Here is a 20,057-nt window from a genome sequence, read left to right on the forward strand (position 1 = left end):
CTCCTCAGGCGGTGACTGGCGCGGTGGCCGATGCGCTGGCTGCGTTCGCTGTATTCGCATGGGCGGCGGTGTCGGCGCTGGTCGCGACGGTGGCCGCGTTGCCGGCGGACTTCATGCCTGCTGCGCCTTCGAGGACTGCCTTGACGATGTTGTGATAGCCCGTACAGCGGCACAGATTGCCGTCGAGCTGTGTGCGGACGTCGTCGCCAGTGAGGTCGGGCTGGCGTTGCACGAGCGAGACCGCGCTCATCACCATGCCGGGCGTACAGAAGCCGCACTGGAGACCGTGACAGTGTTTGAACGCTGCTTGCATCGGATGCAGGGTGCCGTTCTGCGCGAGCCCTTCGATGGTGGTGATTGCCGCGCCTTCGGCTTGTACTGCGAGGATGTTGCAGGATTTGATCGCGCGGCCGTTCAGGTGGACTGTGCAGGCGCCGCATTGAGCCGTGTCGCAGCCGATGTGCGTGCCGGTGAGGCGTAGCTGGTCGCGCAGGCACTGGACAAGCAGGGTGCCGGGTTCGATAGACGCGGTGACTGGCGCGCCGTTCACCGTCAGACTGATGCTGATCGCCATGAAGTTGTCTCCTGATGGGGTGAGACCGGACCTTCGGGTTTTGGCTGCTTTTGTCTTGTTTCTGGTTTTGCTTTGTTGGTCTGTTGCGCTTCGGGTCCGGTATTGGGGGACTGCTGCTTTTTTCTTACGGGTGTGCCGAAAAGTAAAGCACAAATTGGACGGGGGCGCTATGAGGGGAAGTTTTCTGCGCGGGGCGCTGGGGGGGGGTGTGGTCTTTGGGTGTTGGCCTTTCCTTGTGATCGCGGTGGTCTATTGGCGTTGCCCCTGTGCGGGGCGGCACTCACTTTCTTTGCCGCCGCAAAGAAAGTAAGCAAAGAAAGCGGGCTCACACCGCTAGCTTTGAAGCGGGTCCCCTGGCTTGGAGGGGGCAGTGGTGCATCTGGAATCGGTGCTCCCGCACACTTCGAGCTCGTGACAAGGCAGTCATTCTTCCCGCCTCGCACTACGTGCTCGCCGGAAAGGGCGGTGCCCTGCGTTAGCTGGTGTGCATCGGGATCGCCCTGCGATACGCGGATGCTCGTTCAAATTGAAATGCAAATGCTTGCGCGGCGCACATAGCCACAATTCAATTGAATAGCGCACCCTCAGAACGAGGATGCACTGGAAGTGCACAGAATGAGCGGGGGTTTGAGAACTACTGCGACGGCGCGCGCAGCGTCGCCGGAAGAATGACTGCTTTGTCACTGACGTGGAGTTTGCGGGGGCACTGATTCCAGATGAACCACTGCCCCCTCCAAGCCAGGGGACCCACTTATGAGCTAGCGGGGTGAGCCCGCTTTCTTTGCTTACTTTCTTTGCGGCGGCAAAGAAAGTGAGTGCCGCCCCGCACAGGGGCGACGCTAATAGACCACTGTGATTTCAAGGAAAGGCCAACAACCGAAAGGCCAACAACCCTAAACCCCACCACCGCGAATTCAAGGAAAGGCCAACACCCCAAAACCACCCCCAAACCCGCCGCGCGAGCGTACCTGATCAGGCCAACTTCGAATTCCGCCGCGAATACCCGAAATAAATCACCATCCCGATCACCAGCCAGATACCAAAAGCCGCCCACGTCACACGCTGAAGATTCAGCATAAGAAAGAGACAGGACGCAACAGCAAGCACCGGCACAACCGGCACGCCAGGGCACTTAAAAGCGCGTGGCAAATCCGGATGCGTTTTCCGCAAAACCAGCACGGCAATCGACACCATCGAAAACGCTGCCAGCGTCCCGATATTGATCAGCTCAGCCAGCACATTCAACGGCACGAGCGCGCCGATCAGGCCGAAGAAAATCCCCACGAGCCAGGTCGTGAAAAACGGCGTCGCGAATTTCGGGTGCAGGCGCGAAAGCCGCTCCGGCAGAAGCCCGTCACGCGACATCGCGAAAATCACGCGCGTCTGTCCGTAAGCCATCACGAGAATCACGGTCAACATGCCGAGCACGGCGCCGAGATCGATAAAGCCCGCCACCCAGGTTTGCCCCGCCTGCTGCAACGCATAAGAAACCGGATGCGAAATGCCCGCGAACTTCGCCGACGGCACGATCCCCGTCACCACCGCCGCGACCGCGACGTACAACACAGCGCACACGCCAAGCGAAGCAATAATCCCGATCGGCAGATCGCGTTTCGGATTCTTCACCTCTTCCGACGCCGACGACACCGCATCGAATCCGATAAACGCGAAGAACATCACCGCCGCCGCGCCGAATACGCCGTTCCAGCCGTTCGGCATGAACGGATGCCAGTTGGCCGGCGTCACGTGAAACACGCCCACGCCGATCACCAGCAACACCACCGTCACCTTGATCGCGACCATGATGTTGTTGATCCGCGCGGATTCGCGAATGCCGACCGACAACAACGCGGTAATCGCCATCATCACCAGGAATGCGGGCAGGTTGAACAGCGTGTGCTGTCCAGCCACCGCGCCGGGCGCGGCGCTCAACGCAACCGGCAAAGAAACGCCGAAGCCCGACAGCAACGATTGCAGATAGCCCGACCAGCCGACCGATACCGCCGACGTCGCCAGCCCGTATTCAAGCATCAGATCCCAGCCGATGATCCACGCGGCCAACTCGCCGAGCGTCGCGTACGAATACGTATAAATGGACCCGGCGACCGGAATCGTCGACGCGAATTCCGCGTAGGCAAGCGCAGCGAAACCGCACGCGATCGCCGCGATGATGAACGACAGCATCAGCGCCGGGCCGGCCTGAACGGCGCCCGTGCCGGTCAGCACGAAAATGCCGGTGCCGATAATGGCGCCGACACCGAGGAAGGTCAGATCGAGTGCGCCGAGCGCTTTCTTGAGGCCGGCTTTCTGAGCGCTCGACGCGATCATGTGCTCGACGCTTTTTGTTCGAAACAGGGACATTGGCGTGGGTCTCCAGTGGTGCACGCGTGTTGCGCGCCGAATGTCGGGGAAACCCACGATTTTAACGGATGCGAAGCACTGCACTATTTTGGGACGTACCGCACGGCTTGTACCGGCCGGGCGGAAACTCCCGGCGGCAGGGGCATCGGGCGCGACGTTCGTCCGCCGAACGCAAAACGGCAGCAAAGCTTTCGCGCGATGCGGGATAAATGGGGAGGGAATCTCTCCGTTGCAAACTCGCCGTGTGAGCGGCGAGTTATTCAGCAGACGTAGGACAAATGCAGAGGCAAAAGCGCAGGCGTTCAGCCCGCCATCGCCGGATTCAGATCGACGAGCCGGTTGCTCATCACGTAGAAGGTCAACTCGGCGTTGTTGCGCAGCTTCATTTTCTCGAGCAGCCGCGTGCGATACACGCTAACCGTCTTCACCGATAGCGACAGCGTCGCCGCAATATCGGTCAGCCGCTTGCCGGACGCGAGCATGCACAGCGTCTGATATTCGCGATCGGAGAGCTTTTCGTGCGGCAACTGTTCGCCGTCGAAGGAAACGTAGTCGGCAAGCGCTTCGGCCATCGCCGGGCTCACGTATTTGCGGCCGGCCGCGACCTGCTGGATCGCGCAGATCATCTGCGCGGCATCGACCGTTTTCGACAGATAACCCGACGCGCCCGCCTTCAGCGCGCGCACCGCGTATTGATCCTCGCGATACATCGAGAACATCAGCACGGCCACGCGCGGCGCTTTGCGCTTCAGGCGCTTCAGCACTTCGACGCCGTTCATGTCGGGCAGACCGATGTCGAGCAGCACGACGTCGTAAGTCTGATTGCCGACGGCTTCGAGCGCCTCGGTACCGCTTTGCGCCTCGGTGACTTCACGCGCCACACCACGGTCGATCAGCAATTGACGCACGCCCTGGCGGACCACGGCGTGATCTTCGGCGATCAGAATGCGCAGGCTCATGACCGGTCGCTCACGATTGCAGCGCGTGCCGTTCGGCGCGCGGCGCTTGCGCCAGCATCGCGTCCCACGCAAAGCGTGCGCGCACGAGCGTGCCGCGCGATGGGGAGCCGCTTGCGTCACCGCGTCGGGCGCTGACGCGCAACGTGCCGTCGAACGCGGCGCAGCGTGCCTGCATGCCGCTCAGGCCGAAATGCCCGCGCTGGTTGCCTGCATGGCGAGCCAGTCCGATGCCGTCGTCGCTGACGAGCAGCGTGAGGTGCTGGCGGCTGGTTTCGATCCGCACATCGGCCGATTCGGCGCGCGCGTGCTTCGCAATATTGTTCAGCGCTTCCTGGGCGACACGGAATACGGCCAGCGCGGCGTCGGCGGGCAGGCGCGTGAGGCGCACGTCGGCGGCGCAGACGAAACTCGTGCGCAAGTGCGTGCGGGTCGAGAAGTCGCCGGTCCAGTGCGCGAGTGCGCCCACAATCCCTGCTTCGAGCGACGGCGCATGGAGTTCCGCCACCGCCTGTTGGCTTGCGGCGCACGCGGCGTCGAGCGAACGGCCGGCGACGGCGAGTGCGGCCGCGCATTGCGACGGCGCATCAGCGGGCAGCCAGGTTTCGACACCGGCCAGTGCAAAGCGCATCGCGGTCAGTTCGGCGCCCACGCCGTCGTGCAGTTCGCGCGCCACATGGCGGCAAGCGGCTTCACGCGCCTGAACCAGTTCCGCCGACAGTTCGCTGACCCGTGCGCGCAGCCGTGCAAGTTCGCGTTCGACCGACGACGACGGCGCGGCAACGTCCGCGTCGAAGCCGTCACGCGTCGGCGACGAAGGGGGCTGGGTGTTGAACGGGACGACAGTCAGCGTATCCATAATGTTTCCTGATCAGGAAGCGATGTGGACAGCAAAGCAGGGGCGCAACGGCTGCGCGAAGACGAAAGAACGCATGCGAGTCTCTAGCCTCCAGATACGACCGTCTGACGGAATTCCGTGACGGACAAAACGCTATGGTGAGAGGTAACGAAATTTACATTCAGTAACAAGCTAGCTGGTTGCTAGAAGACTTGTCAAATCGTCTGATTGTGCGGCGCGATGATATCTCAAAAAAAGAAAAAATGCAGGCCCACCAAGGCTTAGAGCTTGCTTTTCATGCAATGGTTGATGATTTTAAACAACGCATTTGTAGGAAGAATACCGACATTGAATGTTAAATGTCGGTTGTGTCATTTGTAACCTGGCCAATAAAAAAAGGAGCCAGAAGGCTCCTTTTTTTGATTCCGCGACATGGTGTCGCGCGTTAGCAACGTGGCTTAGCCGACGAATGCTTTTTCGACAACATAGTGACCCGGCGAATTGTTGCTGCCTTCCTCGAAACCGAGGTCGTCGAGCAGTTTGCGGGTGTCGCGCAGCATGTGCGGGCTGCCGCAAAGCATCACGCGGTCGTTTTCGAGCGAGAAGCCCGGCACGCCGAGGTCGGCGAACAGCTTTTCGGTTTCGATCAGCTCGGTGATGCGGCCGCGGTTCTGGAACGCTTCGCGTGTGACCGTCGGGTAATACAGCAGCTTTTCCTGGACCAGTTCGCCGAGGTGCTCGTGCGCCGGCAGGTGGTCGGTGATGTATTCCTTGTACGCGAGTTCGTCGACGAAACGGCAGGTGTGCGTGAGCACTACGCGCTCGTAACGGTCGTAAATGTCCGGATCTTTAATGATCGACATGAACGGCGCGAGGCCCGTGCCCGTGGACAGCAGCCACAGCGTCTTGCCCGGCAGCAGGTTGTCGGCCATCAGCGTGCCGACCGGCTTCTTGCCGATCAGGACTTCGTCGCCGACCTTCAAGTGCTGCAGACGCGACGTAAGCGGACCGTCCTGCACCTTGATGCTCAGGAATTCGAGATGTTCTTCGTAGTTCGCACTGGCGAGGCTATAAGCGCGGATCAGCGGCTTGCCGTCGACTTCGAGGCCCACCATCGTGAACTGGCCGTTTTCGAAACGGAACCCCGGGTCGCGCGTGCAGGTGAAGCTGAAAAGCGTATCGGTCCAGTGATGGACGCTCAGGACGGTTTGTGAATTCAGGTTGCTCATGGCTTCTTGGATAGTGCGAAAACAAAGGCGGCCAGTCGTTGGAGCCGGCCGGCACGGCAAGGGCGATGCTGCGCTAACCCGTGGTCGGGAGTCACGCGCAATCCGCTATTTTACCGCGCTCGCTGGCTGGAGGCTCGCGACGCGGCGATTGAGCGTGTGATGCGGGTTGCCGGACCTGGAAGCGGCGGCGCCGGCTAGCAATTCAGTCGGGCGTCGCGAAGTACATCGGCGGGAGTGCTGCCGCGCTTCAGCAGGGGTACGGCGATCGGCGAAAACCGCGCTGGGCGGTTGCCATCGGCTGCCTGGCAGACGCCGTAAAGGCACGCCGCGCGGGCAACATTTTCAGGATGATACCGAAACGCGGCGTGCACTGCAGCATTGACCCTGCTGATAAAACTGGCAAATGGGAATGCGGTGCGGGGTGGTGGGGGAGTGCGGGGCGATGGCGCGGCGAGGGATTTGGAAGGTGGAGGAGTCGATTTTTGGTACACAGCAACGAGTTCGGCTTGATGAAGGTTGCTCAAATACACCGTTGATAACCGGCTTTTAGCGATCTCTTATCCGTTCACTCTGAGATGTATAAAGCGTGCTGACATGTGACAAGCGACAGATGGCAAATGCGACGCACACGGTTGTCTGCCGATTTGTGGAAGCCAAGGCGGCAATCAGAACCTTGCCGCCTCGACTCAAACACTTTCACTGCATTTCACGCGTCCGCCGCAACTCAAACGAAATCACGCAATCGAGCCTCACCAACCCGTCAAGCCGCCGCAACCACCCGCTTCTTGCCGCGCTGCTTCAACACCCGAGCCTGCAACACGATCACCAGCAGCAGGAACACGCCGCGAATCACCGACTGCCAGTAAGCCGACAAGCTGATAAACCCCAGTCCGTTCTCGAAGTTCAGCAGGTTGAACACAAGCCCGAGCAGCAGCACGCCGGCAATCGTCATCGCGACCGACCCTTCGCCGCCGGTCAGCAGCGTGCCGCCCAGCACCACCGCCGAAATCGCGAACAGCTCCCAGCCGACGCCCTCGTTCGGCTGCCCCGCGCCAAATTGCGCGGCGAGGATCACGCCCGCCATGCCCGCCAGCAAACCGCTCACCGCGTAAGCCAGCACCAGAGTCCGGTCGACGTTCAGGCCCATCAGTCGCGCAGCTTCCTCGCTGCCGCCGATCGCGAGCGAATGTCGTCCGAAACGCGTGCTGCGCAGTGCCAGCCAGCCGGCCACCGCCGCGACGACCGCGACGATCCCCGGAATCGGCAGGCCGAACAGATCGCCTTGTCCGAAGTTGCCGAAATTCGAGTCCGACGCGATCGACACCGCGTCGTTCTTGCCCAGCAGCAGCGCGACACCGTGCGCGCCGAGACTGGTCGCGAGCGTCACGATAAATGGCAGGATCTTGAGCCGCGTGATGATCAGCCCGTTGAGCACGCCGACCGCGAGTCCTGCAACGCAGCCCGCTACGACCGCGGCCAGGCCGCCGTACGGGCTCGCCAGTGCCGCGACGACACTCGCCAGAGCCGCCACCGTGCCGACCGACAGATCGATACCGCCGGTAATGATCACGAACGCCATGCCGATGGAGATCAGCGCGAACATCGAGTTGTAGCGCCAGAATGACGTGATGTTGTACGCCGAGCCGAAATGGTCATAGCGCACGAGGCCGAAGATAACCAGCGCGGCCAGCGCGACCAGGATAGGAAGATTCTTTTTCATCGCATCGAGTCCAGAAGTGTCCTTGAGGCGTCAGCGCGAGCGCCGCTGCACATAAACCGCCGCGACGATAATGCCGGCCTTCACCACCAGCGCCGCCGCATCGGGAATGCCGTGCGCGAGCAGCGTGTAACGCAGCAACTGGATGATCAGCGCGCCGATCAGCGTGCCGCCGATATACGCCTTGCCGCCCGTCAACGCCGTGCCGCCAACCGCCACCGCTGCAATCGCATCGAGTTCGACGCCGAGGCCGACCACGTTCGCATCGGACGACGAATTCACCGAGATCGAGATCAGCCCGGCCAGACCCGCCAAAGCCGCGCACAACGTGTAGGCGATCAGCTTGATGGTGGCAGTCGGCACGCCGCACAGATACGCGGCCTTTTCGTTGCCGCCAGTGATCAGCAGGTATTGGCCGAACAGCGTCTTGCGAACCACCCACACGAACAGCGCGACCAGCGCCAGCATCAGCAGAACCTGGAAGGGCACGCCCGCGACCTTGCCGAGCGCGATCCACTGGAATGCGGGCGTGTTGAACGCCTGCAGGCTGCCGTCGGTGACGACCTGCGCGATCCCGCGTCCGGCGATGAACAGCACCAGCGTTGCGACAATCGGCTGAACGGCCAGCCTCGTCACCAGAAAGCCGTTAAACACGCCGCACAGCGCCGCGGCCAGCACCGGCAGCACGAAGGCGAGCGCGATCCCGCCGGGGCCCGCGATGTTCAGGAACAGCATCGGCGCGAGCGCACCGGAAATTGCCATCGACGCGCCCACCGACAGATCGATCCCGCCTGTCGCCACCACCAGCGTCATGCCGATGCCGACGATCACGATCGTCACCACCTGCGTCATGTTCACGTTGAAGGTTTGCAGCGACCAGAAGTGCGGCGTGAAGATCAGGTTGAACAGCACCATCGCGAGCAACACGATGACTTCGCGCTGCATCGCGAGATGCCGCCATTTCTGCACCGTGCTCGATGCTTTGGTGCGGGTCGCGCTGGCCGGCGACGAACCGCTGTCGACCTGGCGCCCTTCGGGTTGCAGTGTTTCGGTATGCAGCTTAAGCGCCATGACGGTCGCCCTCCAACGCGTCTTCGATATGGGCGGCGTTTGCCGTTTGCGCGGCTTCGGCCAGTTGCGAATGACCTTCGCTGCCGTACGCGATCGCGTCCATGATCGCGGTCTCGCTCATGTCGGCGCCATTCAGTTCGGCGACCGTGCGGCCGTCGCGGATCACCACCGCGCGGTCGGCCACGGCGGTCAACTCTTCGAGTTCGGACGCGGACAGCAGCACCGCGAGTCCGGCGTCGCGCAATTCGCGAACGATCTTCGCCACGTCCGCTTTCGCGCCGACGTCGATACCGCGGGTCGGTTCATCGAGCAGCAGCAGCGACGGTTCGGCGGCGAGCCAGCGTGCCAGCAAAACCTTCTGCTGATTGCCCCCTGACAGTTCGCGGATCGGTTGATCGGCGGAACGCAGTTTGATGCCGAGCGACGCGATGAAACGGTCGACAATCGCCTGCTGCTTCTTCACATCGACGACGCCGTTTTTCGCCAGCGTGCGCAGACAAACCAGCGTGAGGTTGTCGCGCACCGACAGTTCGGGGACGATGCCTTCGCCCTTGCGGTCTTCGGTGAGATACGCGAGGCCGCGCGCGATCGCGTCTTGCGGCGACTTCAGCGCGACCGCTTCGCCGCCGATCGACAGGGAGCCTTGCTCGAGTGGATCGGCGCCGAACATCAGCCGCATGGTTTCGGTGCGGCCCGAGCCGAGCAGACCGGCGAGACCGACTGCCTCGCCTGCATGCACGGCGAGCGACACGTCGTTCACTTTCGGATGCGCGCTCAGGTTGGCGGCGGCAATCGCCTGCTTGCCGCGTCGCGCGAGGTTCGCTTCGCGCGACGCGGTGTCTTCCTGCACGACCGCGGCGAGCGTGCGGCCGAGCATCGTCGTGACGAGTTGCAGTTTGTCCATCTCGGCCATCGTGCTTTGCGCGACCGTCTGACCGTCGCGCATCACCGTGACGCGGTCACACAGTGCGTAAAGCTCGTCGAGCCGGTGCGACACGAAGATCACCGCGCGGCCGTCGTCGCGCAGCTTGCGCACCACGGTGAACAGCAGTTCCACTTCGCGTTCGTCGAGTGACGACGTGGACTCGTCCATGATGACCATCTTCGCGTCCGACGACACCGCGCGCGCCAGCGCCACCATCTGCTGGATCGCGGTCGAATAGCGGCCAACCGGTTTCTTCACATCGATCTGCAAACCGAACGATTCGAGCAAGGCGCTGGCACGTTGCTGCACCGCGCGCCAGTCGATCAGACCGTAACGGCGCGGCTCGCGTCCGAGAAAAATGTTTTCCGCGACCGAGCGAAACGGCACCAGGTTGATCTCCTGATAAATCGTGCTGATGCCCGCTTCACGCGCCTGCTTCGGCGTGCGGAAATCGACTTCGCGGCCCTCGAAGCGTACGCTGCCCGACCCGCGCCGATATGCGCCGGTCAGGATCTTGATCATCGTGGATTTGCCCGCGCCGTTCTGGCCGATCAGCGCGTGAACTTCGCCTGCTGCGACGCTCAGATTCGCGCCACGCAAAGCGGGTACGCCGCCGAAGCTGATGCCGATATCCTGCATCTCGAGCAGCGGCGAACGGTTAAGGGGGGAGTGTGGCGTCTGCGTGCCGGATTCCGTCACGGGGTGTCCTCCTGATGCGGTGCTGCGTGTGCTGCACGGGCAAATTGCCGTGCACGTCCGGACTCGATGCAGGGGCGTCTCAGATCGTCGTCGGAGCGTGAGTCGGATCATGTTACGCCGCATAAAAGCGAAGCGACGGTCCGTGCAATCACGGGCGCGTCGCTTCGAACCCTTCCCGTCACCCGCTTCCCGAGGAGACGGTTGTCAAAGCGGGTGACTTTCCTGCTGCAACGCTTCTCTACAGCTGATCGTGGCTAGTCGATCAATAGCCGTACTGCATGTTCTGCTGGACGTTGTCCTTGTCGTAGAACTTGTCGGACACCTTGACCCACGTCGGGATCTTTTCACCCTTCGCATAACGCTGGGCGACGTCGCAGGCGAGCGGGCCGAAGAACGGGCTCGACTGCACGCTCGCGCCGAGTTCGCCGGCGGCGATGGCGTCCATGCCGCCCTTGGTGCCGTCGATCGTCACGACCTGGATGTCCTTGCCCGGCTGCTTGCCCGCAGCCTTGATCGCGGCGATCGCGCCGAGCGCCATTTCGTCGTTATGCGCGTAGACCGCGGTCACGTCCGGGTGCGCCTGCAGCAGCGTTTCCATCACCTGACGACCCTTGTCGCGTGCGAAGTCGCCGCTTTGCGACGCGATGATCGTCATGCCCGGGTTCTTCGCGACGACTTCGTCGAAGCCCTTCTTGCGATCGTTCGCCGCCGACGCGCCGGTCGTGCCTTCCAGTTCGATGATCTTCGCCTTGCCGCCGGTCGCTTTCACGAGCCAGTCGGCTGCGCGATGGCCCTGATCGATGAAGTCCGAGCCGATGAACGTGATGTAGTCGCGGCCCGCCTTCGCCACCGACTGATCGACATCACGGTCGACCAGGATCACCGGAATGCCGGCCTTCTTGGCTTGCAGAACGATCGGTGCGAGCGGCTTTTCTTCGCGCGGCGGGAACACCAGCAGATCGACGTGCTGCGCGATCATGCTCTGGATGTCCGAGACCTGTTTGGAGTTTGAGCCGTTGGCGTCGGTCATCACGACCTGCCAGCCGCACTTCGCGGCAACGTCCTTGAACGACTTGGTTTCCGCAAGACGCCACGGGTTGTTGCTTTCGGTCTGCGCGAAGCCGACCTTCAGCGGGGTCTTGGTCGCCAGTTTGGGCAATCCGTCGTCGGCGTGCGCGGTGGCGACGCCGAGACCGATTGCGAGTGCCAGCAGCGAACCTGCCAGCGGACGAATCTGATGCTTGCGCGCGAGTTTGCGCGACTGCGTATTGAGCGACGCCATGTCTTCCTCCAGTACCTGGTGAGGTAGGTGTGTATTTGCTTTTTGTGTTTCTTTGCCGGTCGCGTTTTCTGCTGACCGGACGTGCCGATTATTCCACCCGGAATTATTATCGGTCAATCACTAATAATATTAATTATTGGCTTTTTTGCCTCGGTAATTACCCTGACCGACGCGCGTTCGACCAGCGGGCCATCGAGCTTGACCATCCGGTGACGCACCGGCGCACCGGCCGACCGGTTGTGTTCTTCCTGCAGCAGGGTTTCGACGGCCCAGCGCCCCAGTTCATAGTTCGGCAGCACGACGGTCGATAACGGCGGGTGCGTGTGGCGGGCGATTTCCTGGTCGTCGTAACCGAGCACCGACACGTCTTCGGGCACGCGCAAACCGAGCTGCTTCAGCGCTTCGATTGCGCCGATTGCGGTCAGGTCGTTCGCGCAGAAAATCGCGGTGGGCGGGTTGGCTTCGCGCATCAGCGAGAGCGTCAGTTCGAAGCCGAGGCCGGAACTCCAGTCGCCGTCGCGCACGAGTTCGGGCGGGTAAGGCAGGTCGGCGGTGGCGAGCGCGGTGCGATAGCCTTTGAGACGATCTTTCGACGCATCCTGCCAGGGTTCGCCGTTGATAAACCCGATCCGCCGATGCCCCGATTGCAGCAGGTAATCGGTCGCGAGATGACCGCCCGCAGCCTCCGCCGGAACGACCGACGAAAACCCGCCGTCGCCCGTGTAGCAGTTCAGCAGCACGGTCGGAATCTGCGACAGCGCGGCGGGCGGCGTCACCTTGCGCGTGTAGACCGTCGCGTAGATCACGCCGAACACGTGCGGATTCGCGAGCACCGTGTCGAGCACCTGCTTCTCGATGTCGGCGTTGCCGTGCGTCGAGTAGACCGCTAGCATTTTGCCGGCCGCGTAAGCGGCGTCGCGTGCTCCGTCGGCATTCACCACGGGATGCGGGCTGGTGGAAATTTCATCGGCGAGATAGACGATCAGATTGCGCTCGTCCGTCGATGTCGCTACCGGCTCGCGCAACGACAGCCGGTAGCCGAGATCGTGCGCGGCCTTCAGCACCTTGTTGCGGGTGGCCTCGGAGAATTTCGCGCCGGTCGCGTTGTTCAGCACCAGCGAAACGGTGGATTGCGACACGCCAGTGAGCTTGGCGATGTCGGTCATGGTCGGACGGCGTTGAGTCGATTTTTTCATTGTGCGGGCCGCGCGGTAGCGGCGCAAAAGCGGGAGCATGCCGTAGGCATCGTGATGGTGACGGTACCACTAATAATATGCGCGCGGCAACGCGCGCTAACCCGCCATTTGGGACTTTTCTGCACACGTGGATAGGCCCGGTAAGACAAATTTATTACTAATAATATTGACCAATGTGCTTTGGCGTGCGATTCTCGGTCGCGCGGACTTCGAAGGTCCGTCGGCTGCGCGCTGTGTGCGGCACGCAAAAGGAGACACCAATGCGCGTATTTGCCGCCATCCGCCCGAGGCCACGCCTCTTCTGACCATGCGCGACGTTTCCTTGAATTCAATTCAACCGATTGCCACCGACCTCGCGTGGCTCGACGATCCCGTGATTGCAGCCGGGCTCGTCACGCTGAAGGCCGGCGCGTTGCGGGCCGTGCTCGCTCCCGAAGTGGGCGGCGCGCTCGCGGCTTTTTACGAAGTCACACCCGATGGTCCGCTGCACTGGCTGCGGCCCGCCGCACCGGAAGCATTCGCCGAGCGCGATCCGCTGAAGATGGCGAGTTTTCCGCTGTTCCCGTATTGCAACCGGATTCGCGACGCGCGCTTCGAGTTCGACGGCGCGACGGTCGACCTGAGCGGCAACGACCTGCGTTTCGCGCATGCGTTGCATGGGAACGCGTGGAGGCATCCGTGGCAGGTCGGCGCGCGCACGGAGCGCGCGGTGGAGCTGCATTTCGAGCACGAGCCGGACGCGCGCGAGCCGGGCGACTGGCCGTTCCGTTATCGGGCGCAGCAGCGCATCGAGTTGCGTGACGGGGCGCTGGTTATCACGATGTCCGCGCAGAACCTGGCTGAAGGGCCTATGCCGTTTGGGATGGGGCATCACCCGTACTATCCGCGCACCGCGCAGACGCGAGTGCATGCGAACGTGCAGGCGATGTGGCATGCCGACGCCGACGTGCTGCCGACGCATCTCGGTCCGCATCCCGCAGTCGACGCGTTGCGCGAAGGCATGTCTGCCGACGCATTCGACCTCGACAACAATTTCGCCAACTGGACGCGCGAGGCGGTGATCGCGTGGCCCGACGAACACCGTCAACTGACGATGACCGCCGATGCGCCGTTCGATCACATGGTGGTATTCGCGCCGGCCAACGATCCGCAACTGTGCGTGGAGCCGGTGACGAACACGACGGATTCATTCAACACGGCGGGTCAGCGGGAACAGGTGGGCGGCTGTGTGTTGCAGCCGGGCGAGGAGATTGCCGCGACCTTGAAGTGGACGCCGCAGCGGGCGGCGTAGTCGAGCGGCTTTTGTCGCTCGTTTGACAAGAAAAAGAGGCGGCCTTAGCCGCCTCTTTGCATTTAAAGCCCTCGCTCACTCCACCCGCAAGCGCGCCATATACGGCAAATGATCCGACAGCCACGCGGTTTCCTGCGTCGGCTGGATCCACTCGACGGGCTGCATGCCGCGCACGAACATCTTGTCGAGCGCGAGCGCCGGTGAAAACGCCGGGAACGTGCGGCCCGATTCGCCCAGCAACGTCGCCACTTCCTGCAAACCGTGCTCGCGAAACAGCGGCACCGAATCGTTGCGCCAGTCGTTGAAATCGCCGGCCAGCACGAGCGGTCCTTCCGGCGCTTCCTTTTCGATCCAGTTGGCGATCCAGTGCATTTGCCGCAAACGTGCCGGGCGTGTGAGCGCGAGGTGCGCGCACAACAGCGTGACCGAATGACCGCCGAACGTCGCGCGCGCGACCAGCAAACCACGCTTTTCGAAGCGATGCGCGGAGATGTCCCAACGTCCGCCGAGATCGAGCGGATGCGGCGACAAAATGGCATTGCCATGCCGCCACGACGGTTTGAACACGTTCGGTCCGAGCGCGACTTCGAGTTCCAGCGCGCGGGCAATTTCCGTAGCCTGGCAGTGCCAGACATCGTTTAAAGGATCGCCGATGGGCGCGCCGAAACTGCTGGCCAGCACCGGCGACGGCATGCGCCGCGCCATCGCTTCCTGCAGGAAATAGGCATCGGCGTGAGTCGACTGGACCCAGCGCTGCATTGCCTGCCACGCCTGAAAACCCAATGGTGTACGGCCTTTGTGCAAGTTCCAGCTCACCGCGACGAAATCGTTCGGCGCAAGGTTCTCGCGGATCAATTCTTCTGGGTTTCGCATGCCGCGTTATCCACGTGTTCTGTTTTGAGGGCTTGATTTACGCGCGCCTGGTCAGCCTCGTAGTGACCGGTTCGGCGCGCGGCGTTCGTGTCACTTTGCATTGCTGTTGCCGTTGCTGCCGTTGTTGCCATTGCCGGCGGCGTTGCTGCTGCTGTCGGCGAGATTCGCACGCACGCGATAGACCAGGTTCGGATTCTTGTCGACGATCGTCCAACTCGCCCACTGCCCCGGCGCCACCATCAAACCAGGGTGACTCGCGTTCACCTGACGCGGCTGCGGCGGCAACTTGCAGCCGGTGTCGGTTTGCTGCGCGGTGCTGTCTTCGAGCGTTTCCTGTGCGTCGATTGAAAGCATCACTTCGTTCGCGTCGGCCCGCAGCGGCGACACCGTCAACGTGCGCGACAGATCGATGCTGCCGCCCGGCTGATCCTTACAGCCGACGTTATGCTGCACGACCTTGTGATGCGTATCCGTACGCGCCTGGCCGACGGTGGTGGTGCCGTCGAACGCGTCGATCTGCTGACCGTCGCGCATCACCTGCAACTGCCATTGCACGACCTGCGGCTCCGGCCGTTGTTGCGCGTTTGCAAGCAACGAAGTGCCGAGCAGCACGGCTACGATACTGGTTTTCCACATAGAAGGAATCTCCGGTCACTGCGCCGGCCCGAGGCGTCAAAGGGCCATCTTACCCCTGATGGGGACAACGATTTTCTGACACGTCAAACGGGGCCGGGTTCAGCAACAATCCATTTCAGATAAGGACGCTTCCGGGCGAAAACAACCTGTCGCGCGCAGGGAAGCGGGCGGTCGTCATGGTCGCGCCGTTAGCAGCAGAGCCATGAGACTGCTGGCTTGCAAGGGAATATGTCGTCGATACACTGGACTTGAAACGGTGCCCATCAAGCGCCGCCACAAGCAGGACCAGCCAGACGGGGTAAGCGATGACAACAGCAATGGTCAAACAGGAAATCGCCGTGGCGTCTTTCAGCCGTGTGTACGACCTCGATCAGGTCGAAACCGCGCTGAACGATCTGGGCGAGGGCGCGAACGACGCACTCCGCGCAACCTACGAGAAGATGCTGAAAACCGGCAACCTGCGCTTTTGCGTGAAGCCGAACCGGATGCCGTCGATCGACGATCTGATCGACGCGCTGCCGAATTTTTCAGCGCCGCTCGACGACATCCGCAAGCAGGTCGCGCTGTGTCTCGAAACCGAAGACCGGCTCGAACTGATGCCGATCCTGCTGCTCGGCGATCCCGGCATCGGCAAGACGCATTTCGCCAAGCAACTGGCGCGTCTCCTCGGCACCGCTTACCAATACGTGGCGATGAGTTCGCTGACGGCCGGCTGGATTCTGTCCGGCGCGTCGTCGCAATGGAAAAACGCGAAGCCGGGCAAGGTGTTCGATGCGCTCGTGAACGGCAGTTACGCGAACCCCGTGATTGCCGTCGATGAAATCGACAAGGCGACCGGCGACTCGCAATACGATCCGCTCGGCGCGCTGTACGCGTTGCTGGAACATGACACGGCGCAGACGTTCATTGACGAATTCGCGGAGATTCCGATCAACGCGGGCAATGTGATCTGGATCGCGACGGCAAACGACGAGCGCTCGATCCCCGAGCCGATCCTGAACCGGATGAACGTGTACGAGATTCCGTCGCCGGACCGCGACGGCGCGCGGCGCATCGCGCAGGCGATCTACGACGAAATCCGCTCGGCGCATAACTGGGGTCTGCGTTTTCCCGAAACGCTCGGCGACGACGCGCTCGACACGTTGATCAAGGCCTCGCCGCGAGAAATGCGTCGCGCAATGCTGAATGGATTTGGATCGGCGCGGATCGCCGGACGCGATCAGATTGAATCTGGCGATATCCGCCTGGACTATGGAAATCGTCGAAAACCGATTGGTTTTTGAGGTTTTTTGCCCGTTTTTCGCAGGAAAGCCGCCTTCGGGCGGCTTTTTTTTCGGCCGAAAACCGGCTATCTCTGCTGGAAGCTAAATGAATGCCACAGCAATTGTTGCTAATTTTGAGATGCTAAGTTGAAATCAATCGGTCTAGTTTTTCGATAGTCGGGGAATACACTGAGCACCAACGAATGACGGCAAGCGCAACGAAGCGAAACGTCACTCCCGAATGCACAGAACGCACAGAACCCGAATTCAACGACTATTGGAAACCATCATGAGAACCGCTTCCTTCGCTTTGCTTTTCTCCGCTGCTATCGCTGCACCGGCTTTCGCTAGCGGTTATGGTCCGGCCACGTCGTATCGCCCGGAAGTCGCGAGCTACACGCAACCGAGCGGCGTAACCCGCGCTGAAGTGAAGGCTGATGTGGTGCGCGCCCGCGCTGCCGGCGAACTGAATCAGAACCCGTACGCGCCGATTTCCGCCGACAGCGTTAGCGCCGCGCCCGGCAATGGTCCGAAGACGCGTGCGGAGGTCAAGGCCGAGTTGGCGCAAGCGCGCGCCAACGGTGAGTTGAACGTGAATCCGAACGCGCCGGCTTATGTGCAGGAGCTCGCGGTTGGCGGCTATTCGGTGCCGCGTGCTCAGGCGCGACCGCGGACGGTGGCGGCTGTTGCTGCGTCGAACCGAGTAGTGACGACGCAAAACTGAATCTGGAAGACCGGCCGTTCCAGCCTGATACGGTCTGTCCCGCCTCACGCCTGACACCTCAAGCCTGACACCGCGCACCGTCCCGAAAACGGTACACGAAGAAACCGCCCAGGAAGCAAGCGTTAGCACTTTCGACGGCGTACACTGAATCAGTCCAACCGATGCGCGCCAGACGCGCCCAACATCGAATGCCCGCAGCCGTTCAGACTGCGGGCATTTCTGTCTGCGCGGCGTCGTACAATTTTGCGCAGCGGTTGTGCAAGGGCAGGTGCGTGTGGCATCGAGCAGTTTGCAATATTCGAGCGTCGCATCCTGTCTTTTTCTTATTGGCTGAACGAGGCAGCGCGCGGTGAAGTTAGCCGCGTCAAGGGACATGGATCAAATCGAATGTGTTGTGATCGGCGCAGGCGTGGTCGGTCTCGCCGTGGCGCGCGCGCTGGCGGCGCGGGGACGCGAAGTGATCGTGCTGGAAGCCGCCGAGGCGATCGGCGTCGGCACCAGTTCGCGCAATAGCGAAGTCATCCACGCGGGCATCTACTATCCGCGCGGCTCGCTGAAGGCGGCGCTCTGCGTGCGCGGCCGCGAAATGCTCTACGACTACTGCGTCGAGCACAACGTACCGCATTCGCGGTGCGGCAAGCTGCTGGTCGCCACCTCGCGTAATCAGATTCCTCAGCTCGAAAGCATCATGGGCAAAGGGCGCGACAACGGCGTGCTCGACCTGATGCGAATCACCGGCGACCAGGCGCAGGAACTCGAACCCGAACTCGAGTGCGTCGAAGCGGTGTTCTCGCCGCAGACCGGCATTGTCGACAGTCACCAGTTCATGCTGGCGCTTCAGGGCGATGCCGAGCGCGACGGCGCAGTGTGCGCGTTTCACGCGCCGGTCGAAGCGATCGAAGCGAGTAACGGGCGCTTCATCATCGAGGTTGGCGGCGATGCGCCGACAACGATCAGCGCCGCGTGCGTGATCAACAGTGCCGGGTTGTACGCGAACAAGCTCGCGCGCAAGATTCGCGGGCTCGATGCGCGTCACGTGCCGCCGCTGTATCTGGCGCGCGGCAACTACTTCGGCATCTCGGGGCGAGCGCCCTTCAGCCGCCTGATTTATCCGATGCCGAACGAGGCCGGCCTGGGGGTGCATCTGACGATCGATCTCGGCGGCCAGGCGCGTTTCGGTCCCGATGTCGAATGGGTCGACGCGATTAATTACGATGTCGACCCGCATCGCGCGGACTCTTTTTATTCGGCGATTCGCGCGTACTGGCCCGCGCTGCCTGACAACGCGTTGCAGCCTGCGTATGCGGGTATTCGTCCGAAGCTTTCGGGGCCTGGCGAGCCGGCAGCCGATTTCGTGATTCAGGGGCCGGCCGCGCATGGCGTGCGGGGGCTCGTCAATCTGTTCGGTATCGAGTCGCCGGGTTTGACTGCGTCGCTCGCGATTGCGCAACGGGTGTGCGAGTTGAGCGGACGGGCGTAGTTAATGCGCGATACGGCACGGGATCAAAGCGCGAGTTGAGCGGCTCGCGCCAACCATTCCCGGTTTGGCGCTTACGCTCGCTTACCGCTTACCGCTTACCGCTTACCGCTTACCGCTTACCGCTTACCGCTTACCGCTTACCGCTCACCACCCGCCGCTCGCCGCTCGCCGCTCGCCGCTCACCACCCGCTGCTCACGCTACCCCGCTCCTTAACCACCTCACCGCGCTGGTTCGCTATTCGCTTTCACTCTCGCAGACCACAAAACCGCCGGGCACCCGCACTCGCCGCTTTCGCTCCGACTAACTACCAATTCGGTTATCTCCAGCATTTGGGCCGTCACGCGCGACGGCTTCATTGCTATCCTTGGGGACCGCTGTCGAAGAACGGCGATCGGTTCACTAAACAAAGCGAGTCCCCCATGAAATCATCCCGTCGTACGTTTCTGATTACGAGTATTGGTTTGGCATCCACGTTTGCGCTGTCGCGCCAGGCTTTCGCTGATGCTCCGAAGGTCGCCGAGACCGATCCGACCGCACAGGCGCTCGGCTACAAGGCAGACGCGAGCAAGGTCGACAAGGCGAAATTCGCCAAATACGCAGCCGGCCAGGACTGCGGCAACTGCAGCTTCTACCAGGCGAAAGCCACCGACCCCTACGGCAATTGCCCGATGTTCGCGGGCAAGCAGGTCGCGAGCAAAGGTTGGTGCAGCGCATACAACAAGAAGAGCTGATCGGCGGTTCGAGCGGCGGCGTTTGCCGCGGGTATCGTGCCGCTCGCGTGCGCATCGGACAGCGGCGGGTCGCCCCTCATGCCGGCGCGGGCTCTTCGTCCTCAAATTATCCCGTGGACGTGTGCCGCGTGCGACGCACGCTGGGTGCACGCCCGGCACTCGATTCTGAAGGCGTTATCCGCCGCACGCGGACGACGCCTTTTGTCGCTTG

The 20,057-nt window shown here is 62.2% G+C and carries 17 protein-coding genes; 5 read left to right on the forward strand and 12 right to left on the reverse strand.

The window, feature by feature from the left end; genetic code table 11:
* Positions 1-4: 4 nt before the first annotated feature.
* The 10 genes from ABH945_RS11605 to ABH945_RS11650 all read right to left on the reverse strand — a co-directional run bounded on the left by ABH945_RS11605 (position 5) and on the right by ABH945_RS11650 (position 12,818).
* The gene (locus ABH945_RS11605; RefSeq protein ID WP_429250618.1) at positions 5-574 is read right to left on the reverse strand and encodes a (2Fe-2S)-binding protein; all 570 of its coding nucleotides are present in this window, start codon (positions 572-574) and stop codon (positions 5-7) included.
* 972 nt (positions 575-1,546) lie between these two features.
* Positions 1,547-2,935, reverse strand: coding sequence for an amino acid permease (locus ABH945_RS11610; protein WP_429250619.1), 1,389 nt, complete (start codon positions 2,933-2,935; stop codon positions 1,547-1,549).
* Between the two features lie 302 nt (positions 2,936-3,237).
* Positions 3,238-3,894 (reverse strand): response regulator transcription factor RqpR, encoded by a 657-nt coding sequence (rqpR, locus tag ABH945_RS11615; RefSeq protein ID WP_074762728.1) that lies wholly within the window; start codon positions 3,892-3,894, stop codon positions 3,238-3,240.
* Positions 3,895-3,904: 10 nt separating this feature from the next.
* The gene (locus ABH945_RS11620; RefSeq protein WP_074762729.1) at positions 3,905-4,750 is read right to left on the reverse strand and encodes a sensor histidine kinase; all 846 of its coding nucleotides are present in this window, start codon (positions 4,748-4,750) and stop codon (positions 3,905-3,907) included.
* A 437-nt stretch (positions 4,751-5,187) separates the two neighbouring features.
* Positions 5,188-5,958 carry a ferredoxin--NADP reductase gene (locus ABH945_RS11625; RefSeq protein WP_074762730.1) on the reverse strand — a complete coding sequence of 257 codons (771 nt, stop codon included), beginning with the start codon at positions 5,956-5,958 and terminating at the stop codon, positions 5,188-5,190.
* A gap of 760 nt (positions 5,959-6,718) precedes the next feature.
* Positions 6,719-7,678 (reverse strand): ABC transporter permease, encoded by a 960-nt coding sequence (locus ABH945_RS11630; protein WP_074762731.1) that lies wholly within the window; start codon positions 7,676-7,678, stop codon positions 6,719-6,721.
* A 30-nt stretch (positions 7,679-7,708) separates the two neighbouring features.
* Entirely contained in the window at positions 7,709-8,746 is a 1,038-nt protein-coding gene (locus tag ABH945_RS11635; RefSeq protein WP_429250620.1) for an ABC transporter permease, read from the reverse strand.
* A complete protein-coding gene (locus ABH945_RS11640; protein WP_429251081.1) occupies positions 8,736-10,310 on the reverse strand; it encodes a sugar ABC transporter ATP-binding protein in 1,575 nt (524 codons plus the stop codon). The genes ABH945_RS11635 and ABH945_RS11640 overlap by 11 nt, the downstream gene beginning before the upstream one ends.
* A 322-nt stretch (positions 10,311-10,632) precedes the next feature.
* Entirely contained in the window at positions 10,633-11,652 is a 1,020-nt protein-coding gene (locus ABH945_RS11645) for an ABC transporter substrate-binding protein (RefSeq protein ID WP_074762734.1), read from the reverse strand.
* Between the two features lie 113 nt (positions 11,653-11,765).
* A complete protein-coding gene (locus ABH945_RS11650) occupies positions 11,766-12,818 on the reverse strand; it encodes a LacI family DNA-binding transcriptional regulator (RefSeq protein WP_429251082.1) in 1,053 nt (350 codons plus the stop codon).
* 337 nt (positions 12,819-13,155) lie between these two features.
* On the opposite strand from ABH945_RS11650, the gene ABH945_RS11655 reads away from it, so the two are divergent.
* Complete coding sequence (locus ABH945_RS11655) at positions 13,156-14,139, forward strand: aldose 1-epimerase (RefSeq protein WP_429250621.1); 984 nt, start codon at positions 13,156-13,158, stop codon at positions 14,137-14,139.
* Positions 14,140-14,214: 75 nt separating this feature from the next.
* Here the strand turns inward: ABH945_RS11655 and ABH945_RS11660 are convergent, their stop codons facing one another.
* The gene (locus ABH945_RS11660; protein WP_074762736.1) at positions 14,215-15,012 is read right to left on the reverse strand and encodes an endonuclease/exonuclease/phosphatase family protein; all 798 of its coding nucleotides are present in this window, start codon (positions 15,010-15,012) and stop codon (positions 14,215-14,217) included.
* A gap of 90 nt (positions 15,013-15,102) precedes the next feature.
* Positions 15,103-15,648: a hypothetical protein gene (locus ABH945_RS11665; protein ID WP_074762737.1), complete on the reverse strand. Its 546-nt coding sequence runs from the start codon at positions 15,646-15,648 to the stop codon at positions 15,103-15,105.
* Between the two features lie 305 nt (positions 15,649-15,953).
* Here ABH945_RS11665 and ABH945_RS11670 point away from each other — a divergent pair, with 305 nt between their 5' ends.
* The 4 genes from ABH945_RS11670 to ABH945_RS11685 all read left to right on the forward strand — a co-directional run bounded on the left by ABH945_RS11670 (position 15,954) and on the right by ABH945_RS11685 (position 19,846).
* Positions 15,954-16,931, forward strand: a complete 978-nt coding sequence (locus tag ABH945_RS11670; protein ID WP_429250622.1) for an AAA family ATPase — start codon at positions 15,954-15,956, stop codon at positions 16,929-16,931.
* A 268-nt stretch (positions 16,932-17,199) separates the two neighbouring features.
* Positions 17,200-17,634, forward strand: coding sequence for a DUF4148 domain-containing protein (locus ABH945_RS11675; RefSeq protein ID WP_074762739.1), 435 nt, complete (start codon positions 17,200-17,202; stop codon positions 17,632-17,634).
* 373 nt (positions 17,635-18,007) lie between these two features.
* Positions 18,008-19,114 (forward strand): NAD(P)/FAD-dependent oxidoreductase, encoded by a 1,107-nt coding sequence (locus ABH945_RS11680; protein ID WP_074762740.1) that lies wholly within the window; start codon positions 18,008-18,010, stop codon positions 19,112-19,114.
* A gap of 420 nt (positions 19,115-19,534) precedes the next feature.
* Positions 19,535-19,846, forward strand: coding sequence for a high-potential iron-sulfur protein (locus tag ABH945_RS11685; protein ID WP_074762741.1), 312 nt, complete (start codon positions 19,535-19,537; stop codon positions 19,844-19,846).
* Positions 19,847-20,057: the final 211 nt, after the last annotated feature.

The organism is Paraburkholderia sp. GAS333 (genome assembly GCF_050435665.1).
Taxonomy (GTDB): Bacteria; Pseudomonadota; Gammaproteobacteria; order Burkholderiales; family Burkholderiaceae; genus Paraburkholderia; species Paraburkholderia fungorum_A.

Bases quoted from the DNA above. Each gene is read 5' to 3' on its own strand.
- ABH945_RS11605 (WP_429250618.1), bottom strand. From the start codon at position 574: ATGGCGATCAGCATCAGTCTGACGGTGAACGGCGCGCCAGTCACCGCG.
- ABH945_RS11610 (WP_429250619.1), bottom strand. From the start codon at position 2,935: ATGTCCCTGTTTCGAACAAAAAGCGTCGAGCACATGATCGCGTCGAGC.
- rqpR (WP_074762728.1), bottom strand. From the start codon at position 3,894: ATGAGCCTGCGCATTCTGATCGCCGAAGATCACGCCGTGGTCCGCCAG.
- ABH945_RS11620 (WP_074762729.1), bottom strand. From the start codon at position 4,750: ATGGATACGCTGACTGTCGTCCCGTTCAACACCCAGCCCCCTTCGTCG.
- ABH945_RS11625 (WP_074762730.1), bottom strand. From the start codon at position 5,958: ATGAGCAACCTGAATTCACAAACCGTCCTGAGCGTCCATCACTGGACC.
- ABH945_RS11630 (WP_074762731.1), bottom strand. From the start codon at position 7,678: ATGAAAAAGAATCTTCCTATCCTGGTCGCGCTGGCCGCGCTGGTTATC.
- ABH945_RS11635 (WP_429250620.1), bottom strand. From the start codon at position 8,746: ATGGCGCTTAAGCTGCATACCGAAACACTGCAACCCGAAGGGCGCCAG.
- ABH945_RS11640 (WP_429251081.1), bottom strand. From the start codon at position 10,310: ATGCAGGATATCGGCATCAGCTTCGGCGGCGTACCCGCTTTGCGTGGC.
- ABH945_RS11645 (WP_074762734.1), bottom strand. From the start codon at position 11,652: ATGGCGTCGCTCAATACGCAGTCGCGCAAACTCGCGCGCAAGCATCAG.
- ABH945_RS11650 (WP_429251082.1), bottom strand. From the start codon at position 12,818: ATGACCGACATCGCCAAGCTCACTGGCGTGTCGCAATCCACCGTTTCG.
- ABH945_RS11655 (WP_429250621.1), top strand. From the start codon at position 13,156: ATGCGCGACGTTTCCTTGAATTCAATTCAACCGATTGCCACCGACCTC.
- ABH945_RS11660 (WP_074762736.1), bottom strand. From the start codon at position 15,012: ATGCGAAACCCAGAAGAATTGATCCGCGAGAACCTTGCGCCGAACGAT.
- ABH945_RS11665 (WP_074762737.1), bottom strand. From the start codon at position 15,648: ATGTGGAAAACCAGTATCGTAGCCGTGCTGCTCGGCACTTCGTTGCTT.
- ABH945_RS11670 (WP_429250622.1), top strand. From the start codon at position 15,954: ATGACAACAGCAATGGTCAAACAGGAAATCGCCGTGGCGTCTTTCAGC.
- ABH945_RS11675 (WP_074762739.1), top strand. From the start codon at position 17,200: ATGAGAACCGCTTCCTTCGCTTTGCTTTTCTCCGCTGCTATCGCTGCA.
- ABH945_RS11680 (WP_074762740.1), top strand. From the start codon at position 18,008: ATGGATCAAATCGAATGTGTTGTGATCGGCGCAGGCGTGGTCGGTCTC.
- ABH945_RS11685 (WP_074762741.1), top strand. From the start codon at position 19,535: ATGAAATCATCCCGTCGTACGTTTCTGATTACGAGTATTGGTTTGGCA.